Consider the following 18,225-nt stretch of genomic DNA (forward strand, 5'->3'; position numbering starts at 1 on the left):
TAGCTGAAAATATCAGCAACTGGTTTGTATATAGATGAGCGATAAGACAAGAAGTGACACAGTGCGGTCCTCGTGATGGAGTAGACCATGTTTTATATGTGGACTCGCCCCGATAATCAACTATGGCAGCAACATTACTCCAAGGGTTGTTGGCGAGGGCTTTTGAGTATCGGATGTATTTCCTCGGTGTCTCGGGTTTCGTTATCGCCGGACTTGCTGTCACCTATGGCGTCCAGACCGAAGACACGGTGGCAGCACTTGGTGCGCTGCTGTTCCTGCCGAACGCAGCCGTCCTCTTCGGTATCGGGCTCCGGGAACATGGATTGATCGATAATCCGTCGCCGCAGAGTTCAGACATAAAGTAACAACCCCTTGCTTGGATCGGCTTCTTATTCCGTTTTGATATCGGATAGTCGCTTCTGTATTAGCTGATCAACATTATATAGGAGTACGCCAACTGAGGCGAGCGCAGCCCCCAGAGAAATGATCAACTTTGGAGGTCCAGAAACCATTCCCCCGAGGATTGCGCCAGCGAACACAACGACGGTGAGCTCTCCCCATGTCAACAGGATGCGCGACAATAGCCACGTTCGATCCGCATCGTTGGATTGCTCGTCGTTATTGTCGTCCTCACGTATTTCGGTTTCACTTGCACCACAAGTCCTCTCTTCGTTAGCAACAGCTTTGGTGTCACTGTCTTTAGTCACTGTCGACTCGTCGGATGAGACGGTAGGATCTTCGTCGACGGCAGCATCGGTGTCAATCACAGTCAGTAAGCCTCCTCATGGGTAATCGGACCACTGAATACCGAGTAGAGAACAACGAAGTATGACGCCACCAGCGGCAACAACAGCGCAGCCGCCATCGACATCAGGTTCAGCGGGAGCGTCGAGACGATGGTCTCGCTGATCGTCGCACCGGTTGCCGGGTCAATGGCGGGATACATGATAATCGCCACGACGGTCACTAGCCCGTAGGTGAGGACGGCCGCAGTCCCGAGTGCCAGTAGGCTCTCACCGCGCTGCATGGCGACGACATATCCCGCTGTGAGACCGATTGAGGTGACCACCAGCGCGATGATAGCCGGATGCAGCAGCGTCGACAGTCCACTGGGGAGTTGCACGGCGAGGATCACCAGCGTTGCCACCACTGCAAGCAGGTAGCCGCTGATTGCGTACTGGCCGTACGTCGACACTCGATCTGGAAGATCGGTCGGAGCTTTAAGCTGGAGGAACGCTGCACCGGAGACGACTGTTAGCAGTGTCAGCGTGAGGCCAACAATGACACCGACCAGCGACATGGAACCTTCGTTGCCGACGAGCCAGTTGCCAGCGAAGACACCGAGGAGGAATGGCGCAAGGACGCTACCAACGACGAAGGCGATACTCCATGCCTGCTGCCAGCGCTTGTCGTGACGCTGTTCGTACATTTCTGGAGCCAGCCCGCGTAGGATGAGCGCACCCAATATGCCAAACATTAGCAAGTAATGCCGGCTGAAAAGCGTCGCGTAGGCCTCCGGGAACGCCGCGAAAAGCGCGCCGCCGAAGACCACGAGCCAGACCTCGTTACCGTCCCAAAACGGACCGATGGCGGCGAGAACGGTCTCGCGCTCATGATCGGTGTCAAGCAGACCGAATATCGCTCCAGCCCCGAAGTCGAACCCGTCGAGAAACAGGAACGTGGCCAGCAGCGCGAATATGAGTCCGAACCAGATCTCCGGTAGCGGGAGGCCGAACAGCGGCCCGGCACTGAGTGACTCAACGCTAATCATCGTCGACACCTCCCGGCAGTCCACTGTCGGTGTCACTCATTGTCAGCATGTCAGTCATTATCTGCGACCTCCATGGTGGGGCTCTCGGGCATCGGCGTACGGTCAGGTCGCTCACGGAGCTGTTCGCCCCGTGGTGGGCCATTGCGGATAACCCGGGCGATGACGTACGTGTATAGTCCGAGCAACGTAAGATAGACTACGAGGAAGCTGATCAGCGTTATCGTCGCCTCGGTACCAGTCAGCCCGGGGGAGACACCTTCGCTGGTCTTCATCACGCCCTGGATGATCCACGGCTGTCTGCCGACCTCAGTGACAACCCAGCCGAGTTCAACGGCGATGATACCCAGTAGTGACGACCCCATCAACGCCTTATGTAGCAGACCGTCGTCAAAGAGCTGGCCCTTGTACCATCGGTACCCACCCCAGAACGACAGTAGGATGAACCAAAAGCCCATCCCAACCATTGCGCGGAAGGCCCAGAAGACGATTGCCACCGGCGGTGACTGGGCCTCAAAGGAGTTCAGCCCGCGTATTTCAGCGTTCGGATCTCCCCCGCTGGCTAGCCACGACGCACCGCCGGGTATCCCGAGGCCGAACAACTCCTTTGCCCGAGGATCAGTGATCGAATCGAGACTGGTCGGGAAGGCTATCATATACTCGGGCACGTATGAGTCAGTTTCCCAGACGGCCTCCATCGCCGCAAATTTCTGTGGTTGGGTTTCGGCGACCTGTCGGGCGTACATGTCGCCCTGATAGACTTGGAACGGTGCCGTAATCAACAGCGCAATCAGTGCGATCTTCAGCGTCGTCTCCCAGAAATTTACGTTGTCGATCTCTATGTTACGGACGTGGTGTTTAAAAACGTAGTAGGCAGCGATCCCGGCCATAAAGAGCGCAACCGACTCAACAGCCGCGTTCTGCATGTGGACGAACATATAACCGAACCGAGGGTTAAAATAGGCCGCAATCGGGTCAACGAGTTTGATGATCATCTGGCCATCTTCGGTCACGGTCCTGAACCCCCGCGGCGTCTGCATCCACGAGTTGGCAATGAGGATCCAGACCGCCGAGAGCCACGTGCCGAGGCCAACGGCAACACTCGACAGGAAATAGAGTTTGTCACCGACACGTTTGCGACCGAATACGAAGATACCGAGGAACGTTGCTTCCAGCATGAATGCCATCATTCCCTCAACGGCTAACGGGCCGCCGAACAGCTCGCCAGCAGCGGTCGCAAACGCTGCGAAGTTTGTTCCGAACTCGAATTCGAGAACAATCCCTGTGACGGTGCCAACAACAAAGGAGATAGCGAAAATCTTGGTCCAGAATCGACGCAACTGTTCGTACACCGGTTTTCCAGTCCGAATATCCTTCCACGTAAAGTAGATGAGGAATGGGGCTAACCCCATGCTCATCACCGGGAAGATGATGTGAACCATCGTGGTGAGGGCGAACTGGAGCCGGCTGGCGAGAAATGGATCGACCATGAGTAATCGCTGGGTAGTAATTGAAATTATTGGACTCTCTGGATTAAGGATTTCTGTGTGTCCGAGACGCTGGGAACCGGCGAATCGTTTATACAGTCGAACGGTAACGACACGATATGGATACCCGTCGCGCTGTCCTCATGCTCGTCTGTCTGGTGACGGTTATTATGGCGATTAGGGGGGTGATTGCGCTCCGAAACGGCGATTTCGGCACGTTTGGTCGACAACTCGGTGTGGGGGGTATTGTGTTTGCCTTTGGGATCGCACTCGTCCGTCGCTGGGACGAGATCGGGTGAACAGAACGGCGGCCACCGATTTTAACGGTATCCCACAAATAGTGACATTGTGATGGATGTCGATTGTTTTCATTCGTTTTGATGGGGAGTCAGACAAGTGCTTATGTATTATTCCATCGGTTCATATTATTTGTTGTAGATGAAGGATTTCAATAATAGCGAGGAGAGTGAGCGAAATCAAGCCAGAACGTGTCAAGTTTTCGCAACCGGAATGGTCATATGCAACTGACCACCGACTGTACTCGTATCGTTCTTGTGTGGCCTGGTCGGACTCTTCATTGCAGTAACTTCCGGTCGAATATCGGCTATCGAACTTAGTCTCATCGAGTGGCCCCGTCCCGAAACGAAAGGCGATGTAGCAATGAATGCTATTGTATATAACAGCGTCTTGATTATTGGAACCGTTCTCGGACAGATTGTGTGGATATGTTGAATAGTCTCCTACTTGCTGTGGGGGTCGGCGCTCTTCTTCCACTCTGGTTTCTTAACCACCTTCAGATTTTGGTGTTTTTAGAAGTAGAGTAAGTTTGTATATCAGATTCTCAGTGGTACTGAAGTCTTTTTAAAATCCTTGTACTTCCGGATTTCAATTTGATTCTTACTAAATGCAGTGAAACAGCGTGAGGATCACGGTATACCGCAGAATGTGTTTGAATATGACCTTACTGGAGGGCACGGTACTCGCCGTGTTTCATCCCGAGCCAGAACGCGACTGCGGCGAAGATTGCCATCGACGGTAAGACCATCATGAGTACCGTTTGGACGGCCATGACGCCACTCGCCGCTAAGCCACCGACACCAAAGACGATAATTGCAACCAGAAATCCGCCCGTGATAGGAAGGTTGAATTCCATGCTAACTGTTGAATGTCTGGACGTTAATACGTTTGGAATGGAAACGTCGCTTTTGTAATGAACCCTACTGTTTGTCCTGTCAAAAATCCTCGTTGGCAAATCACAACATACAGAGCATCTCTGTTGTAACGATTCACCACATACTATGGAACAATATATCGACAATGACACTCAGCGACCCACGCCAGCCACGGAGAGTGCAGTTGATCCAACGGCTGTTCGTCACGCAATTCGGGCGTACGGTGAACAGATTATACAGCAGGAACTCCAGTATGCATTCAGCCGACTTAGGGTTCATGGAACGCTGATGCCGGAGCAACGGCGAGTTGTTAATAAGATGGCGACAGCTATCCTCGATGAAGTACTCTCGTCACCCGAGTCAATCTTAGAGAATCCCTCGCGGTACGACACGAAAACAATTCGGACAGCGGTCGACCTCTTCAGTCCGGATCAATGAGCCGTTTTCGAGGAACACGAGTTGGTCCTTTGCCTGTTCTCGGCGTTAGGTAGTGACTCAGCTTTGCACGTTGAAGTAGGAGCGTGACGTAGGCGGTGGCAAGGACGGATGATGCCGATTACGAAATTCTTGTCGTGTACGCGCGTGTTCGACGAGTTCGAGTCGCTGTCACCAGCACAACGTCATCACGCGAAAACCTACGCCGCCGGTCTTGTTGCGGCCAGCAACAAGACCGTGGCGGGTATCGCACGCGAAGTCCTTCCAGCTCAGGGGAAACGCGCTCTCAACAAGTTCCTCACCCAGTACGACTGGGACGAACAGGAGTTCAACCACGAACGCCTCGAAGAGCTTCAGAAACACGGTGAAACGCGCTGGTCACAGGATGGCTACATCATCCTCGACGACACCATCACCGAGAAAACCGGGGACGAAGTCCCCGGCGTCGGCCGATTCTACGATCACGCTGAAGGCGACACTGTCTGGGGCCAAGACCTCATCTACGCGTTCTACGCTGACGACAAAACCGCCTATCCGCTCACTTTCCGCCTCTACGAACAGCAAGACGACGAGGACGATGACCACGATACCCAATACGATCTAGCCCGAGAGATCGTTACCGAACTCGAAGAAGAGGTAGGTGTGCCTGCGGACACCTACTTCTTCGACTCGTGGTTCGCTCACGATTCCGACCTTCCCGAACACATCGAATCCTACGACAAGGACTGGATCGGCCCGCTCCGGAGCAATCGACAGGTGACCTATGGTGGCGAAGAGATCCGCGTCGATGCGCTTGCAGAGCGCATCGACACGGTTGAGCGCGATGTCGATGACGACACCTACCACATCTGGACGAAGAAGCTTCCCGTCTCCCAGCTGGGAGACGTGAAGCTGGTCATCGCCGAGAAAGAGACCGACGAAGACGAAGACGAAGAGACCCCGGTCAAGTACCTCGCTACGAACAAAATCGACGCCCCGACCGAGCACGTGATTCGCTCCTACGGAATGCGATGGCGCATCGAGACGTTCTTCGAGGACTCGAAGCAGGATCTCGGCCTAGGAGACTGCGAGATGCAGACCGATGAAGGTGCCAGTCGGCACTGGCACCTTCTGATGGCTGCCTACAGTCTCGTTCGTCTTGATCCTGAGTCGAGCGCCTTGGGGACGGTTCGCTCGAAAGCGTCATCGCTTCGAGCGAACCTCGAACACTCCCTGAAAGAAACCGTGTACAATCTCCTCTCGTGGGTTCGAGACAACGATGATCGTGGCGTTGATGACCTCATGGAAGAGATCGACCACCTCTTCGTTCACTCAACCGCCGACGCTAACGTGCAAAGCTGAGTAGTGAGTTGTATGGTATGATTACGAGACTATGGATACGCAACCACCATACCATATTTATAGACTATTAGACTCATCCGTCTTTAGTTAAGACTCACACCTCGGTTGCGTAGCGGTAGCGAGCGTTTCTTGGAGGATCGGCCGTTGCTGATGGATCTTTTGAGCGTCTTCAATCAATCGCTCCTGCAGTGGCTGTGGCGAGTATCCCAAGAACTCACCGAGTTTCGAGAGGATGAGCTGGGCGTGCGACCGGAAGGTCGCCGCCCAGCGTTCTGGTGGGAAAACGATCTCGTCATCAGCTACCTCGGTAACTAATCCCAACAAATCACGGCTCACGAGCAGTGAAAACAACGCTGCGTACACTAGAATTTCAACAACCGCTGGGTCGGATGTGTCGAACCCATCTAGCTCGTATTGTGTCTTGAGTTCACGGAACAGCAACTCTACCTACCACCGACACCGATACAGCGTTGCTAGATCTGACGGTAGAAACTCTTCTCTCGGGAGGTTCGTGATGTAGAGATGGTAGTCGTCGGCGTCCTCGTTGCGGACGCCGACGACGCGGAATCGATTCGTATCTAATGAGCGAGTGCCGTTGTACGGTCCTCGTTTGAACTCTGCTTCGACTTCTACGTCGATGTACGTGCGGTAGAGATCATCTACAACGTCATGAATCTGCTTTCCCTCCAAGCGAATGGCGTCGCCACGCCATTCGCGGAGTTCTTTCGTTATCACCGGGTTTGCGTTCTGTTTCAGTCGGCTGACGAAGTAGCCGCCATTCTCGTCGATCAGCACAAACCGGCGGTACTTGAAATACGCCAAATCAAAGAGTATGAGCCGTCCTTGCAGCCACGACCCGGTTTTGAACAAGCTACTGTCGTGGGTTTTCTCGTGCGTGATCTCGAATCGTTCAATTGTCTTCTCGGTGGCATTGTGGAGCAGGTGGAGCTTCGCTCCAGCCTGCTCCTCTATCCGGGCTTTGTACTCCTCAGAAAGCAGCTCGTGAAGCCGAAGAATGGTCCCATCAGCGATCATCACGTCTCTAAACCGCTCAACATCAGCATCAACCGAGTCGGGAACAGCGACCTCGTCGAGACGGCTCTCGACGAGATCGCTGAAGTACTCTGCGAGAGTTGGCGTCAATCGCTGATAGAATCCACCTGGAGAAAGCGTCTTGTCGGCTATTGAGTTGTAACAGCGTCGAAAGTCTGCAAGTGTTCGGCCTTCGCCAGCGGCGAAGTCGAACACGAATGCCCAAACGAAAGCCGGTATCTGGAGCTTCCGATCACGTTCGACCGTGCCGAGTTCCTCGGCGTGCTCTTCGAGGAACTCGGATGGAAAGAGGCTAGTGAGACGACGCATAAGCTGAGTTGAGGAGGCTTCTCTAGGCACACGAGCACCTCCTCATTCCTCTCGAAAAGAAGGCTCGATAAGCTACCGCTGTACCGCGGTTCCGTGACTAACTAAAGACGGATGGACTATTAGACTATAATCTCTGTTCTATGTTTATAATATGATATATTGTATGCCTAAATGGTTGGTAGCCAGTCTCGGACGGAAGGCTCTAAACTTGTGATATGCTACGTTTGGTATGACAACTGATGATTCACAGGATGTTGAGAACAGCGGTCGACGACTCTTGCTGGCTCTCGGGGGGTTCGTGATTCTGCTTGGAGGGGTGTTAGGCTTCATCGTCGGAGCCAACGGTGGCGGAGATATTATGTCTGAACTCTCCGTCTTTGGGTTATTGACTGTCCCACTGACGCCGGGTGCGATGACGCTTTACGGAATGGTTGTGGTTACTGTTGCAATTGTCACACTCTATACTGCTGTTGAGCTGGCCTCACGATACGATACCGACGCGCCATGAATATATGCGCTACCACTCCGCTCATCCTCTAACGCGAGTTTCCTCAGGGTGTTACCAAATCTTGTAAATTCTAGTCGTCTGCCGACGCAGCCCGGCACTGTCGTCAGAAATTTCTAAGTTCTAACTATCCAATAAAATATCTAATTCTATCATTAAATACATAAACTCTGATACTCTGCCAGACGTAGTCTTGCGAATGTGTTTTGAAGACTCCGAAATTGGTGTCCGTTGGGAGCGCTGTATCCATTCCCTAATGCTACTTGGTCGCTTCGCTCCCTACGTTGTCATCCGAATATTCGCGTTTTCCGGGATCACGAGAATCTTCGGTTCTTGAACTCCTCCTTGAGATAGAGAGCCTTCAGCCTATGATTAACTAAAATATAATATATGATTTTCTGAGAATATATTTCTGTTCTCATGTGCACTATATTATAAGGACAGAACCCCCGATAATATTGTTTCAATGAGTATGACAGAAATAGTAGCTTGAAAAATAGTATCTATAGGGAGAACACGATAGTCTACCTGTGTGCTAGTTAATTATGAGTTCCCAAATCGGGATTTCTCATTATCATACCATAGACTACTATACTGAGGATAAGCATCGCCCCTATAGAGCCATTAATAATCAAGCTCATAGTCGGTGATGCCGCAGGATCTGGATATAATACGTACAAGATGTACGTTGTAATCATCAAGAGGAGCATTACGATCACTATTGTGTCGCCAAATTTGTTACCCATATTTGAGAGTGCGTTTCACATAGTATAATTTAACCGGATCATGCTAACTGATGGATTGTAATTTATTGCATATCTTGACAGCAAAGAACTAGCTTAGCGTGCAGATAGAAACTCAGTATATGGGTATATAACTGATCATATCACGAATTTTGGACAGGAAGGTACAACCGCCGCCAATCATAATATGGTACTATGGATACTAGACTACGACAGCGAGGGCGGAGCTTACTTACATCTGTTGTATTAGCGGTAAGTGGTTTTCTTCTTGGATCATTCGTCGTTTTTCTCACGGCTCAGTCACTCATCTTGGTAGGTGTTAATGTGGTCAACGCACCGGCAGTTCAACTCGTCATTTCGACAGTGATGTTACAGGGTGTCACTTTTGGACTCTTAGCGATCGGATACCTCAAATTGAGTGGACTTGGATTTGACTTTCTCGCACTTCGTCGTCCGACGATTAGAGATGCAGGCTGGATTGTCGGTGGACTGTTCATCTTTTTTATTCTCTATGTGGGAATGAATCTTATAATCTCTACACTCAGTGTTCCTGTCGCGGAGAATCGAGTAGCACAAATCGGTGGCCAAAATCCTGATGTGCTCTTGTTGCTAGTTCCATTCTCTCTGTTACTTATTGGTCCTGGCGAGGAGCTCTTATTCCGGGGATTAATCCAAGGAACCCTACGTCGTGCCTTTCAGCCGATAAGTTCAATCTTTCTTTCGAGTGCAATTTTCGCTGTGAGTCACGCGACAGCTCTCAGTGGCGACGGCCAGCTCACCTATATGGCAATCGTATTTGTTCTTGCGCTTGTTCTCGGTGCCACATACGAATATGCAGAGAACCTAGTAATTCCAGCGGTTATTCACGGGATTTATAATGCTGCTTTGTTCTCCGCTCTATATATTCAAATTATCTACTCACCATTATAATTTTATATATGTATCATATGCAGCATAGATTCAGTTTCTAATACACATAGTGACACTGATTGTGAGAATTCAATTAAGAATACCCGAGATTCAATCGGATATGATCAGTACAGGTCGTTTACTCAACGCAACAGCTCATCGTGGACGTATCTCGGCGGAAAGCCTGACAGGCGTGTTTTAATGCTTCACTGAAGGTCGGGAACGGGTGAATCGTATCGATAATATCGTCAACTGTCAGGCCGGATTTCACCGCAAGCGTTGCTTCCGGTATCATATCTGCAGCACGTGGTCCGACCATGTGTACCCCGACGATCTCATCGGTCTCGTGGTGCTTGACGACTTGGAGCAGCCCCCGCGTGTCCTTCACGGCTTTGGCTTTCGGCACATCGGCCATCTGTACCGTCCGACACGTACATGTCCCATGGTCGTCCATGTATTCGACTTCAGTTGTGCCGACCGCGGCAACCTCAGGACTCGTAAAAACGACTGCGGGAACGGCGTTGTAATTGATCGTCTTCTCTTCATTTCCAAAGGCATTTTTTACTGCGTGATTGCCTTCCTTTGCAGCGACTGTTTCTAATTCGGGTTCACCGATAACATCACCCGCTGCGTACACATCCGGATTCTCCGTCTGGAAGTGTTTATCAACCACCACTGCACCACGGTCGTTCGTTTCGATGCCAACCGTATCGAGGCCGATATGTTCGCTGTTGGGCTTGACGCCGGTTGCAACGAACAGCTCTTCTGCGGCGAATTGTCGACTCTCACCATCGACCATAGTTTCGACAACGACCCTAGTTTCATTGAGTGAACCATCGTCATTCGCGTGGACAGATCGGACACGGTCAAAGTCGATTCCGGTGATAATCTCGATTCCTTCATCACGGAAACGTCGCTGGATTTCCCGACCGAGTTGGCCTTCCATCCCGGACAGAACGCGATCCGACCGTTGCAAGATTGTAATATCGACGCCGACCCGGTGAAGAATCTGCCCCCATTCCAGAGCGATGTATCCTCCACCGATGAGAACGATACTCTCGGGGAGTACGCGGCGTTCGAGTATCGTCTCACTCGTCTCGTAATTGATGTCCGCAAGTCCGTCGATCGGTGCGGTCCACGGGGAGCTCCCCGTTGCAATAAGTACTTTCTCGCCGGTGATACGAGCTCCTTTGTCCATGCCTTCGACGACTTCAATCGTCGTGTCATCGACGAATTGGCCGTATCCCTCGTAGATGTCGGTCTCGAAGTGGTCAGCGATGGCGACGTAGTTCTCGTGACGGAGCTTTTCGACAAGCCAATTTTTCTCGTCGAGTGCAGCCGCCCAATCTACCGATGGTTCGTCGTCGCTGTACTTGACGGCATCGAAGGGGTTGTGTGCTGGTTCGGAAGCAGTCTCAGCCATCGCAAGCAAGTGTTTGCTCGGGACACAGCCGACGTTGACACACGTTCCGCCGAGCGGGAGCCCGGTGTTGACCAGTGCAGTTGAGAGTTCGCGGGAACTGGCTTCAGTAATGGCAGCGAAGGCAGCCGCTCCCCCGCCGAGACTCACGAGATCATATGACTGCTGTTGAGGCATAGAAACGCTTTGGAGAGTGAAGTGTTTATACTGTGGAGTCCAAAGCCATAGAGTAAGTTCGAGGCCACAAAGCAATGGCAGATTCTACCTCACAGTCGTCGCCAACGTGTGATGTTGACGGAACGTGTTATTGTCCGCTGACTGGGATCATCAATACGTTGAGCCGGAAGTACGCAATGCAGCTCATCAGCATCATCGGTGCGCATGAATCGATGCGGTTTGCTGAGATTGAAGCACACCTTTCGAAAGCAAGTACATCGACGATTTCAAAACGACTCAGCGAGTTTGAAAACGCCGGAATAGTGACACGAACACAGTACGACGAAATTCCGCCTCGAGTCGAATATGCGCTTACTGAGGAAGGGTATGCGGTTAGAGAGCGACTCGAACCGCTGCTTGAGTGGGCGGCTACTCGATCTGACACTATCGTTCAATAAGCACGTGGAGTGTTCAGTAGATTCACATGATTGGGTATCTAGAAATAAGAGGACTTCAACAGGGCCAAGTGATTGTGAGTTGAGTGTGAAATATATCAGTCATGGTCTGAGTACACCTCAAGAAGCTCTTGGTATCGTTTTCGAATCGTGACCCTACTCACATATGCCACATTACTCACTGTCTTCTGTGTCAGTTTTTCGTTCGTGAGGGTAGTCGCAGCATAGAGTGCGGCAGCCGCCAACCCTGCTGGGCTCTTTCCACTATGTACTGCGTTATTTGTTGCCACTTCAAGTAGCTCACGAGAGAGCTGTTCTGCTTCATCGCTTACTTCCAGTGATGAAGCAAACTGTGGGAGATATCGTTTCGGATCTTCTGGCTCAATTTCTAAGTTGAGTTCACGCGAAAGATAACGATATGCTCGCTGGATTCGAATTTCTGTAACATGGCTGACCTCGGCGAACTCGATTATTCGGCGTGGTATTCCGTGCTGTCGAGCAGCTGCATACAGTGAGGCAGTCGACATCCCTTCTATCGAACGACCGGGTAGTAGATTCTCTTCTACCGCACGCCGATAGAGAACGCCAGCCGTTTCATGAACCGGTTTAGGAAGACCGAGAGCCGACGCCATCCGGTTGATTTCACCAAGTGCCTGCTTGAGATTTCGTTCCTGTGCGTCCTTTGCTCGGAACCGCTCGTCCCAGGTTCGAAGACGCTGTAATTGTGAGCGTTTCCGAGCGGAGATCGATTGGCCGTAGGCGTCCTTGTCTTGCCAGCCGATGGTCGTACTCAATCCTTTGTCGTGCTTCAGTTGTGTCGTCGGAGCACCGACACGGCTCTTTTGATCCCGTTCCTCTGCGGTGAAGGCTCGCCATTCCGGCCCACGGTCGACTGGATTCTCCTCGAAGACTAATCCACAGCTCTCACAGGTCGTCTCACTGCGGTCACTATCTTGGGTGATGTGACCTTGGCACTCTGGACAAATATTACTCTCTACGGACTCTTGATCAGTTGTCGGTCTTTCTGGAGTTCGTTCACGGGCTTGTTTTGGGTTAGTCATGAAAGCCTAATGTAAATTTTAGCCAACAAATAATGTGCCTTCATGCCAATGTCATAGTATGGGTCTCCAATGAACAAATGGCGGAATCTCACAGATTGGGATTCCGATCTGCCATTTTTTAGTGAAGCAAAACTGTGTTTACAGGCGGTAAGAGACGAATAATACGAGGATTAACCCAGAGAAAGCTCACGATTCGAAGTCTCGTGATCTACTCATAAACACGTATTTTTAATTCAACCTATACTTAGTTTTAGAGTATGGCAGTTCTGCCGAACGCAGTTCCGGCTAGTTCATCAGAAGCACAGCCAATGCCACCACAACCAGCACAGTCAATAGGAAGACGCCCCGCCCGATCCCCGTCCGAAGCGTAACGGAATCAATTCCCGTAACCCGCTGTACGAACGCTTGGGGGTTGGTTCCGACCTGTTTGGCGCTCGAGACCGCTTTCATGACGATATTATCGACATCTGCCCACAGTTCAGTGACGCCGATGACAAGTCCACGACTACCGTAGAACATCGTGGGGTTGTAGATTGTATCGACATCCGGTATCCGGCCGAGTTTGGACAGCGGCTTTTTTATAGTGGCGAAGCCGATCAATCCCACGACAGCAAGTGCCATACCCTCGACGATGTGGTCGACAGTGTAAGTCGTGTATGGATGTTCGAGTGCCGCGCTGGTCACATCATACGGGAGGAGCGCAAACAGCGCACTGTCGACCACACCATAATAGATACAGAGAGCCGCGACTGACAGCATGGCAATGCTCTGTCCGCGGTTAGCATCTAGGACGCTCCCGTCGTAGCTGCCATGGAAGAAGGCGTAGTAGCCGAACTTGATGAACGACATGAACGTCCCGACCCCACCCAACAGGAGCAACCATTCGAGTGTCGTTCGATCGGCAAAGGCGAGCGGCCCGTCAATGAAGTTGTAGTGGCTCGCCGAGAGCACGATCCCCTTGCTCACAAAGCCGTTGAAGCCGGGGAACCCGGCAATCGAGAGGGCGGCGATGGTGAACGCCACTGTGGTAATCGGCATCTGGCGAGCGAGTCCGCCGAGCTTTTCCAGGTTCTCCTCGCCAGTGCGGTAGATGACGACACCGGCAGTCATGAACAGCAGTCCCTTGTAGAGGATGTGGTTGAACACGTGGGCAAACGCCCCGGCCTGGGCGAGCGCGCCGCCGATACCGACCCCGGCGATCATGTAGCCTACTTGGGATTGGATGTGGTACGATAGCAGTCGACGCATATCGTTCTGGAACAGCGCGTAGGTCGCCCCGAAGACGGCCATTGCGCCACCCATATAGGCGATAGCGAGACTTCCCTCAGGGAACGCACGGTACATCCCATACACACCGGTCTTCGTGGTGAACACACAGAGGAAGACGCTAGCGGCGATGTGTGGCCGCGGGTAGGTATCCGGTAACCACGTGTGGAGACCGATAAAACCGACATTAACGCCGATGCCAATCGCCGCGAGCGCGGCCGGAAGTCCGGCTGTGATGCCAGCCACTTCGGGGCCACCCGGCACCGAGGCAAACAGGAAGGTGCCTTTTGCGACGTAGGTCTGAAGAATCGCAGCCATCAGCAGTGTCCCACTAATCCCATGGAAGATCGCATACCGATAGCCAGCCCGGATTGCTTTCCCCTTATAATGCCAGACTAACAGCGTGCTCGTGACCGCCATCAGCTCCCAGAAGAAGATGAGCGTCAGCCAGTCACCGGCGAAGACAGCCCCGAAGCTTGTTGCTACGTACGAGAGTGCAATCCCTGTCTGGGTCGACTCGGCCTCGCTGGCATACGAGTAGAGTACCGCGACGATGCCGATCAGTGCGAAGATAATCCCCATCAGCCGCGAGAACTGGTCGACGTTGAACAACACGGCATCGAAGCCGAGGAACTGCGTCTGGAGATAGGCTCCTGATGGAACCGTCCACACCCACGCGAGCGTCAGCGCCGAGGCACCGACACCGAGGGCGTGGCCAGCCCGCCGTGGCAGCAGTACAACGAGGATGGCAACCGCCAGCAGGACGACCACTGGCGGTACCGCGGTCAGCGCGCCCGCTGACACGGTCGTCAGTGCGGTCGCCATTAGACGACCACTCCCGGCAGATTCGACACAATCGTCTCGACGATTCGGAGGAAGACAATTGTGTGGGGAACGACTCCCAGCACGATCGACAGCAACGCAACAGTCACAATCGGTCCGAGCATGAACCAGGTACTCTCACCGCCGCGCCAGTTACTCTTGGTCCATCCTCCCGGTGGCGGCCCGCCGTGATGGTCCTCGTGACCCTTGCCGATATGGTCGGCGTGTGTGGGATCCAGAATATCCTCACCTGTCGCGTCCTGCTGGTCGGTCGCGGCGCTATCACCACCGTCAGCACGAACCACGTCCCGACCGCCGAATGGGCCTTCAATGAGCGGTTTTTCGTCGTGATCTTCGGGCGTCTCAAAGAAGGCCTGGTAGACGATGGGCCAGAAGTAGACAATATTGAGAATACCCGAGACCAACAATACCGCTGCGAAGATGCCATATCCGCCCTGGAAGGCCCCGATAACGATATACCACTTACTGACGAAGCCAGCCACGAGTGGAATTCCGGCCATTCCGGCGGCGGCCACCCCAAAGGCGACCATCGTCAGCGGCATCCGCCTGCCGATCCCAACCATATCGCTGATGTCGTCTGTGTGAGTTTCGACGTGGATGATTCCCGCACAGAAAAACAGGGTGAGCTTCATAAACGCGTGGGCTGGGATGTGGAGCAGGCCGCCGATGAGCGCGTTACCCTCCAGCAGTGCAAGGCCGAGTACAATGTAGGAAAGCTGGCTCACTGTCGAGTAAGCCAGCCTACGCTTGAGGTTTTCCTGCCGCAGGGCAATGATGCTGGCGACCGTCAGCGTGATCGCCGCAACGATTGCAAGCGGGAGTGCGATGCCAAGATCGCCAAAGGCTTCGGGACCGAGTTGGGCCAGTGTCTCGGGACCGAACACGTCAAGCACGACCCGTGCAATCCCGAACACACCGCTTTTGACGACTGCGACCGCGTGGAGCAGTCCAGAGACCGGCGTCGGCGCGATCATCGCGCTCGGCAGCCACTGGTGGAGCGGCATCAGTCCGGCTTTGACGCCGAAGCCCAGTGCGAGGATAATAAAGGCCAGCGAAGCGGCGGTTGGATCAGCGTTTGCGAGGGCAGCGATGCCGCCCGGTGTGAACGCAACCGTTGCGCTGTCGACACCCGGTGCCAGACTCGTCAGCCAGTAGACCACCACGGTCCCTGCCAGCACCAATACACCGCCACCGAAGAAGGTGTAGGCAAGGTATTTCCGGCCTGCGGCGCGTGCCTTCGGTGTCTCGTCATGGACAACCAGTGGGTAGGTTGCTACCGAGAGTACTTCATAAAAGATGAAGATCGTCAGGAGGTTCCCTGAGAAGGCGATGCCGACCGCCGAGGCGACCGAAACAGCGAACGATGCGAAGTAGCGTGTCTGGTTGTCCTCGTCGAGCCCACGCATATATCCAATACTGTAGAAGCTTGTGACGACCCACAGTAGACTCGCCAGTAACGCAAACAGCACGCCAAGCGGATCGACTCGAAGGACGAAGTCGACACCCGGGAGAATTGTCCCGAGATTGGTGACGTAGATCTCGCCAGCGAGGACGCCGGGCACCATGCTAGCGACGATACCGAACATGCTCACCGAAGCGAGGATCGTCCACGCCTCCCGAAGGTTCGGTCTACGGCCCGACGCGAGGATGAGTCCGGCGGCAACGAACGATACGACGACGGCGGCAAGCGGACGGATAGCTGTGATTTCGTTCATGCGAAGAACCTCTCGAAGACCGGATTGAGTATCATAGCAAACAGGTCGGCCGAGGTGAACAGTGCGGGCATCAAGACAACGAAGACGACAACTGCCAGCCGCCCGAGGGCAACTAAACTCCCTGTTTGACCGCCGTCGGCCACCAGTGAATTTCTGAGTGAGACATGATCCATAGATTCGCTTTTGGCGTTGAATAACCGTTGCATGGCGTAGTCGACTGTCTGTCGGAGCATCAAGGACCGATTCACGAGAACAAGTAACCGTTTGATGTCGCTATCGGTCATCAGTATCCCGCCTCAGTCTGGTTCATCTTATATACGAGCGGAATATTTGCTGCTTGCGAGTCTGGAGTTGTTCATGTAATATTACGAAAATAGTCAAAATTGGATAGGTTACATCTAGCGAAGTATAGAGATATGGACAGAGAACACGGTATTCACCTTTGGTCGAATTCGTTGATCGACGGTCATGAATTTGCTGTTGTCGTCGGTGGAGCCATTTCTCACACTCGTCATCCAATGATCGAATACTTTCATATTGTTCGATTAATCTCCTGTTCGATAGTGTATTAAGTGAGTTATCTTCATTAGAAAACAGAGTCTGTTGAATCTTTTGGCATGTTGAATGAGCAGCTTTGAGCGTATTTTGCTCGTCTTCGAGAGTTTTCAGAAAAATACGCCGGCTGTTAATACACTGCTGAGCAGCCTGAAGAAGACGTTGCTTCAGGAGTGGAGAAAGCAATGTTGCCTCTAAAATCAAAACTGCAACGTTATTCCCAAATTCAGCACTGATTTCATCTCCGAACGAATTACCGTAGACTTGTTCGTAGTGATCGACGGCCATTACGGTTTCACGATAACATAATTCAATCACGTCGCGGACTGATTGCTCTGAGAAAGAGCGTATCTGTTGTGTTCTAAAAGATGGCTGGGTAATTTGTGGAATCTGTGTTTCAAGCGTTCGTATCCGCTGACAAAATCGTTTGAAAGCTTCACATTCTTGCTTAACTTCCATATGTTCTTGTCGAACGCTATCGGCTGCGGTCTCTATGTATACGGACCAAGAGTCTCGTTCAGGCATTATCTCAAAGGCATCGATTACTATGTATAGTACCAAATTACAATCAATGCGTAGTGTAGTCAGCAGATGATTCGGTTTGAGCGACCCATGCGTGTTTACCAATTACCCGGAGAACTCGCTGTAGGAGACGCTCCCTTGGTCGACGATGGTCTGACTCTCAGGAACGGGTCCGTCTGGTGGCATACTTCCTTCAGCAGGACCGCTAGGTTCACCAACGACGATTCGGCCGACCATACCCAAGGTCTTGTGTGGGAGACAGAAGTAGTCATACGTTCCCGTAGTTTCGAACGTGTGTTCATAGGTCGCACCCTGTTCGCTCAAAATTTCGCTATTGAACGCTGCTGCTCCATCTGGAATGCGAGTTACTGAGGCTGAACTCGTGTCTTCACTATAGGCAGTCGCCGAGTGACTCCCACTTTCAATTTCGAACGTAACCGTCTCGCCAGCCTCGACGAACAGCCCAATTGGATCGAAATAATACTCGCTACCTTCGGTAACCATCAAGAC

18 protein-coding genes and 1 pseudogene are annotated in these 18,225 nt (G+C 52.5%); 7 read left to right on the forward strand and 12 right to left on the reverse strand.

The features are described 5' to 3' along the window. Nucleotides 1-122: 122 nt before the first annotated feature. Complete coding sequence (locus tag EGH24_RS12915) at nt 123-365, forward strand: hypothetical protein (RefSeq protein WP_142980551.1); 243 nt, start codon at nt 123-125, stop codon at nt 363-365. A gap of 24 nt (nt 366-389) precedes the next feature. Here EGH24_RS12915 and EGH24_RS12920 read toward each other — a convergent pair whose 3' ends face one another. Genes EGH24_RS12920 through EGH24_RS12930 form a run of 3 tightly spaced genes read right to left on the reverse strand, consistent with a single transcriptional unit; the run spans nt 390 to nt 3,258 of the window. Continuing rightward, complete coding sequence (locus tag EGH24_RS12920; protein WP_246058001.1) at nt 390-767, reverse strand: hypothetical protein; 378 nt, start codon at nt 765-767, stop codon at nt 390-392. Between the two features lie 2 nt (nt 768-769). Continuing rightward, nucleotides 770-1,771, reverse strand: a complete 1,002-nt coding sequence (gene cydB / locus EGH24_RS12925; protein ID WP_142980552.1) for a cytochrome d ubiquinol oxidase subunit II — start codon at nt 1,769-1,771, stop codon at nt 770-772. A gap of 50 nt (nt 1,772-1,821) precedes the next feature. Further along, nucleotides 1,822-3,258, reverse strand: a complete 1,437-nt coding sequence (locus EGH24_RS12930) for a cytochrome ubiquinol oxidase subunit I (protein ID WP_142980553.1) — start codon at nt 3,256-3,258, stop codon at nt 1,822-1,824. Nucleotides 3,259-3,374: 116 nt separating this feature from the next. Here EGH24_RS12930 and EGH24_RS12935 point away from each other — a divergent pair, with 116 nt between their 5' ends. Further along, nucleotides 3,375-3,554 (forward strand): hypothetical protein, encoded by a 180-nt coding sequence (locus EGH24_RS12935; RefSeq protein ID WP_142980554.1) that lies wholly within the window; start codon nt 3,375-3,377, stop codon nt 3,552-3,554. A gap of 662 nt (nt 3,555-4,216) precedes the next feature. Here the strand turns inward: EGH24_RS12935 and EGH24_RS12940 are convergent. After that, on the reverse strand, nt 4,217-4,408 hold the full coding sequence (locus EGH24_RS12940) for a DUF7333 family protein (RefSeq protein WP_142980555.1): 192 nt from the start codon (nt 4,406-4,408) through the stop codon (nt 4,217-4,219). A gap of 145 nt (nt 4,409-4,553) precedes the next feature. On the opposite strand from EGH24_RS12940, the gene EGH24_RS12945 reads away from it, so the two are divergent. Then, nucleotides 4,554-4,865, forward strand: a complete 312-nt coding sequence (locus EGH24_RS12945) for a glutamyl-tRNA reductase (RefSeq protein ID WP_142980556.1) — start codon at nt 4,554-4,556, stop codon at nt 4,863-4,865. Between the two features lie 108 nt (nt 4,866-4,973). Beyond that, nucleotides 4,974-6,203, forward strand: a complete 1,230-nt coding sequence (locus EGH24_RS12950) for an IS701 family transposase (RefSeq protein ID WP_142980557.1) — start codon at nt 4,974-4,976, stop codon at nt 6,201-6,203. Between the two features lie 87 nt (nt 6,204-6,290). Here EGH24_RS12950 and EGH24_RS12955 read toward each other — a convergent pair. Next, nucleotides 6,291-7,565 (reverse strand): annotated as a pseudogene (locus EGH24_RS12955) (IS4 family transposase). A 229-nt stretch (nt 7,566-7,794) separates the two neighbouring features. Between EGH24_RS12955 and EGH24_RS12960 the strand changes: the two are divergent. Both EGH24_RS12960 and EGH24_RS12965 read left to right on the forward strand, forming a co-directional pair. Next, a complete protein-coding gene (locus tag EGH24_RS12960; RefSeq protein WP_142980559.1) occupies nt 7,795-8,073 on the forward strand; it encodes a DUF7520 family protein in 279 nt (92 codons plus the stop codon). Between the two features lie 935 nt (nt 8,074-9,008). Then, nucleotides 9,009-9,743, forward strand: coding sequence for a CPBP family intramembrane glutamic endopeptidase (locus EGH24_RS12965; RefSeq protein ID WP_142980561.1), 735 nt, complete (start codon nt 9,009-9,011; stop codon nt 9,741-9,743). A 118-nt stretch (nt 9,744-9,861) separates the two neighbouring features. Here the strand turns inward: EGH24_RS12965 and merA are convergent, their stop codons facing one another. After that, on the reverse strand, nt 9,862-11,319 hold the full coding sequence (gene merA, locus EGH24_RS12970) for a mercury(II) reductase (protein WP_142980601.1): 1,458 nt from the start codon (nt 11,317-11,319) through the stop codon (nt 9,862-9,864). A gap of 74 nt (nt 11,320-11,393) precedes the next feature. On the opposite strand from merA, the gene EGH24_RS12975 reads away from it, so the two are divergent. Then, nucleotides 11,394-11,756, forward strand: coding sequence for a winged helix-turn-helix transcriptional regulator (locus EGH24_RS12975; protein WP_142980564.1), 363 nt, complete (start codon nt 11,394-11,396; stop codon nt 11,754-11,756). 95 nt (nt 11,757-11,851) lie between these two features. Here EGH24_RS12975 and EGH24_RS12980 read toward each other — a convergent pair whose 3' ends face one another. From EGH24_RS12980 to EGH24_RS13005, 6 genes are all read right to left on the reverse strand, one after another. After that, complete coding sequence (locus EGH24_RS12980) at nt 11,852-12,814, reverse strand: transcription initiation factor IIB (protein WP_142980566.1); 963 nt, start codon at nt 12,812-12,814, stop codon at nt 11,852-11,854. A 285-nt stretch (nt 12,815-13,099) separates the two neighbouring features. After that, complete coding sequence (locus tag EGH24_RS12985; RefSeq protein ID WP_142980568.1) at nt 13,100-14,905, reverse strand: Na(+)/H(+) antiporter subunit D; 1,806 nt, start codon at nt 14,903-14,905, stop codon at nt 13,100-13,102. Beyond that, nucleotides 14,905-16,638 carry a cation:proton antiporter gene (locus EGH24_RS12990; RefSeq protein WP_142980570.1) on the reverse strand — a complete coding sequence of 578 codons (1,734 nt, stop codon included), beginning with the start codon at nt 16,636-16,638 and terminating at the stop codon, nt 14,905-14,907. The genes EGH24_RS12985 and EGH24_RS12990 overlap by 1 nt, the downstream gene beginning before the upstream one ends. After that, the gene (locus EGH24_RS12995) at nt 16,635-16,922 is read right to left on the reverse strand and encodes a hypothetical protein (RefSeq protein WP_142980572.1); all 288 of its coding nucleotides are present in this window, start codon (nt 16,920-16,922) and stop codon (nt 16,635-16,637) included. The genes EGH24_RS12990 and EGH24_RS12995 overlap by 4 nt, the downstream gene beginning before the upstream one ends. Before the next feature lie 22 nt (nt 16,923-16,944). Beyond that, nucleotides 16,945-17,718, reverse strand: a complete 774-nt coding sequence (locus EGH24_RS13000) for a DUF7260 family protein (protein ID WP_142980574.1) — start codon at nt 17,716-17,718, stop codon at nt 16,945-16,947. A gap of 102 nt (nt 17,719-17,820) precedes the next feature. Further along, nucleotides 17,821-18,219 (reverse strand): plastocyanin/azurin family copper-binding protein, encoded by a 399-nt coding sequence (locus EGH24_RS13005; protein ID WP_246058002.1) that lies wholly within the window; start codon nt 18,217-18,219, stop codon nt 17,821-17,823. Between the last annotated feature and the right edge of the window lie 6 nt (nt 18,220-18,225).

Origin of the sequence: Halonotius terrestris (assembly GCF_006861665.1) — an archaeon.
Taxonomy (GTDB): Archaea; Halobacteriota; Halobacteria; order Halobacteriales; family Haloferacaceae; genus Halonotius; species Halonotius terrestris.

Bases quoted from the DNA above. Each gene is read 5' to 3' on its own strand.
- EGH24_RS12945 (WP_142980556.1), top strand. From the start codon at position 4,554: ATGGAACAATATATCGACAATGACACTCAGCGACCCACGCCAGCCACG.
- EGH24_RS12975 (WP_142980564.1), top strand. From the start codon at position 11,394: ATGGCAGATTCTACCTCACAGTCGTCGCCAACGTGTGATGTTGACGGA.
- EGH24_RS12980 (WP_142980566.1), bottom strand. From the start codon at position 12,814: ATGACTAACCCAAAACAAGCCCGTGAACGAACTCCAGAAAGACCGACA.
- cydB (WP_142980552.1), bottom strand. From the start codon at position 1,771: ATGATTAGCGTTGAGTCACTCAGTGCCGGGCCGCTGTTCGGCCTCCCG.
- EGH24_RS13005 (WP_246058002.1), bottom strand. From the start codon at position 18,219: ATGGTTACCGAAGGTAGCGAGTATTATTTCGATCCAATTGGGCTGTTC.
- EGH24_RS13000 (WP_142980574.1), bottom strand. From the start codon at position 17,718: ATGCCTGAACGAGACTCTTGGTCCGTATACATAGAGACCGCAGCCGAT.
- EGH24_RS12995 (WP_142980572.1), bottom strand. From the start codon at position 16,922: ATGACCGATAGCGACATCAAACGGTTACTTGTTCTCGTGAATCGGTCC.
- EGH24_RS12960 (WP_142980559.1), top strand. From the start codon at position 7,795: ATGACAACTGATGATTCACAGGATGTTGAGAACAGCGGTCGACGACTC.
- EGH24_RS12940 (WP_142980555.1), bottom strand. From the start codon at position 4,408: ATGGAATTCAACCTTCCTATCACGGGCGGATTTCTGGTTGCAATTATC.
- EGH24_RS12965 (WP_142980561.1), top strand. From the start codon at position 9,009: ATGGATACTAGACTACGACAGCGAGGGCGGAGCTTACTTACATCTGTT.
- EGH24_RS12985 (WP_142980568.1), bottom strand. From the start codon at position 14,905: ATGGCGACCGCACTGACGACCGTGTCAGCGGGCGCGCTGACCGCGGTA.
- EGH24_RS12950 (WP_142980557.1), top strand. From the start codon at position 4,974: ATGATGCCGATTACGAAATTCTTGTCGTGTACGCGCGTGTTCGACGAG.
- EGH24_RS12935 (WP_142980554.1), top strand. From the start codon at position 3,375: ATGGATACCCGTCGCGCTGTCCTCATGCTCGTCTGTCTGGTGACGGTT.
- merA (WP_142980601.1), bottom strand. From the start codon at position 11,319: ATGCCTCAACAGCAGTCATATGATCTCGTGAGTCTCGGCGGGGGAGCG.
- EGH24_RS12915 (WP_142980551.1), top strand. From the start codon at position 123: ATGGCAGCAACATTACTCCAAGGGTTGTTGGCGAGGGCTTTTGAGTAT.
- EGH24_RS12930 (WP_142980553.1), bottom strand. From the start codon at position 3,258: ATGGTCGATCCATTTCTCGCCAGCCGGCTCCAGTTCGCCCTCACCACG.
- EGH24_RS12990 (WP_142980570.1), bottom strand. From the start codon at position 16,638: ATGAACGAAATCACAGCTATCCGTCCGCTTGCCGCCGTCGTCGTATCG.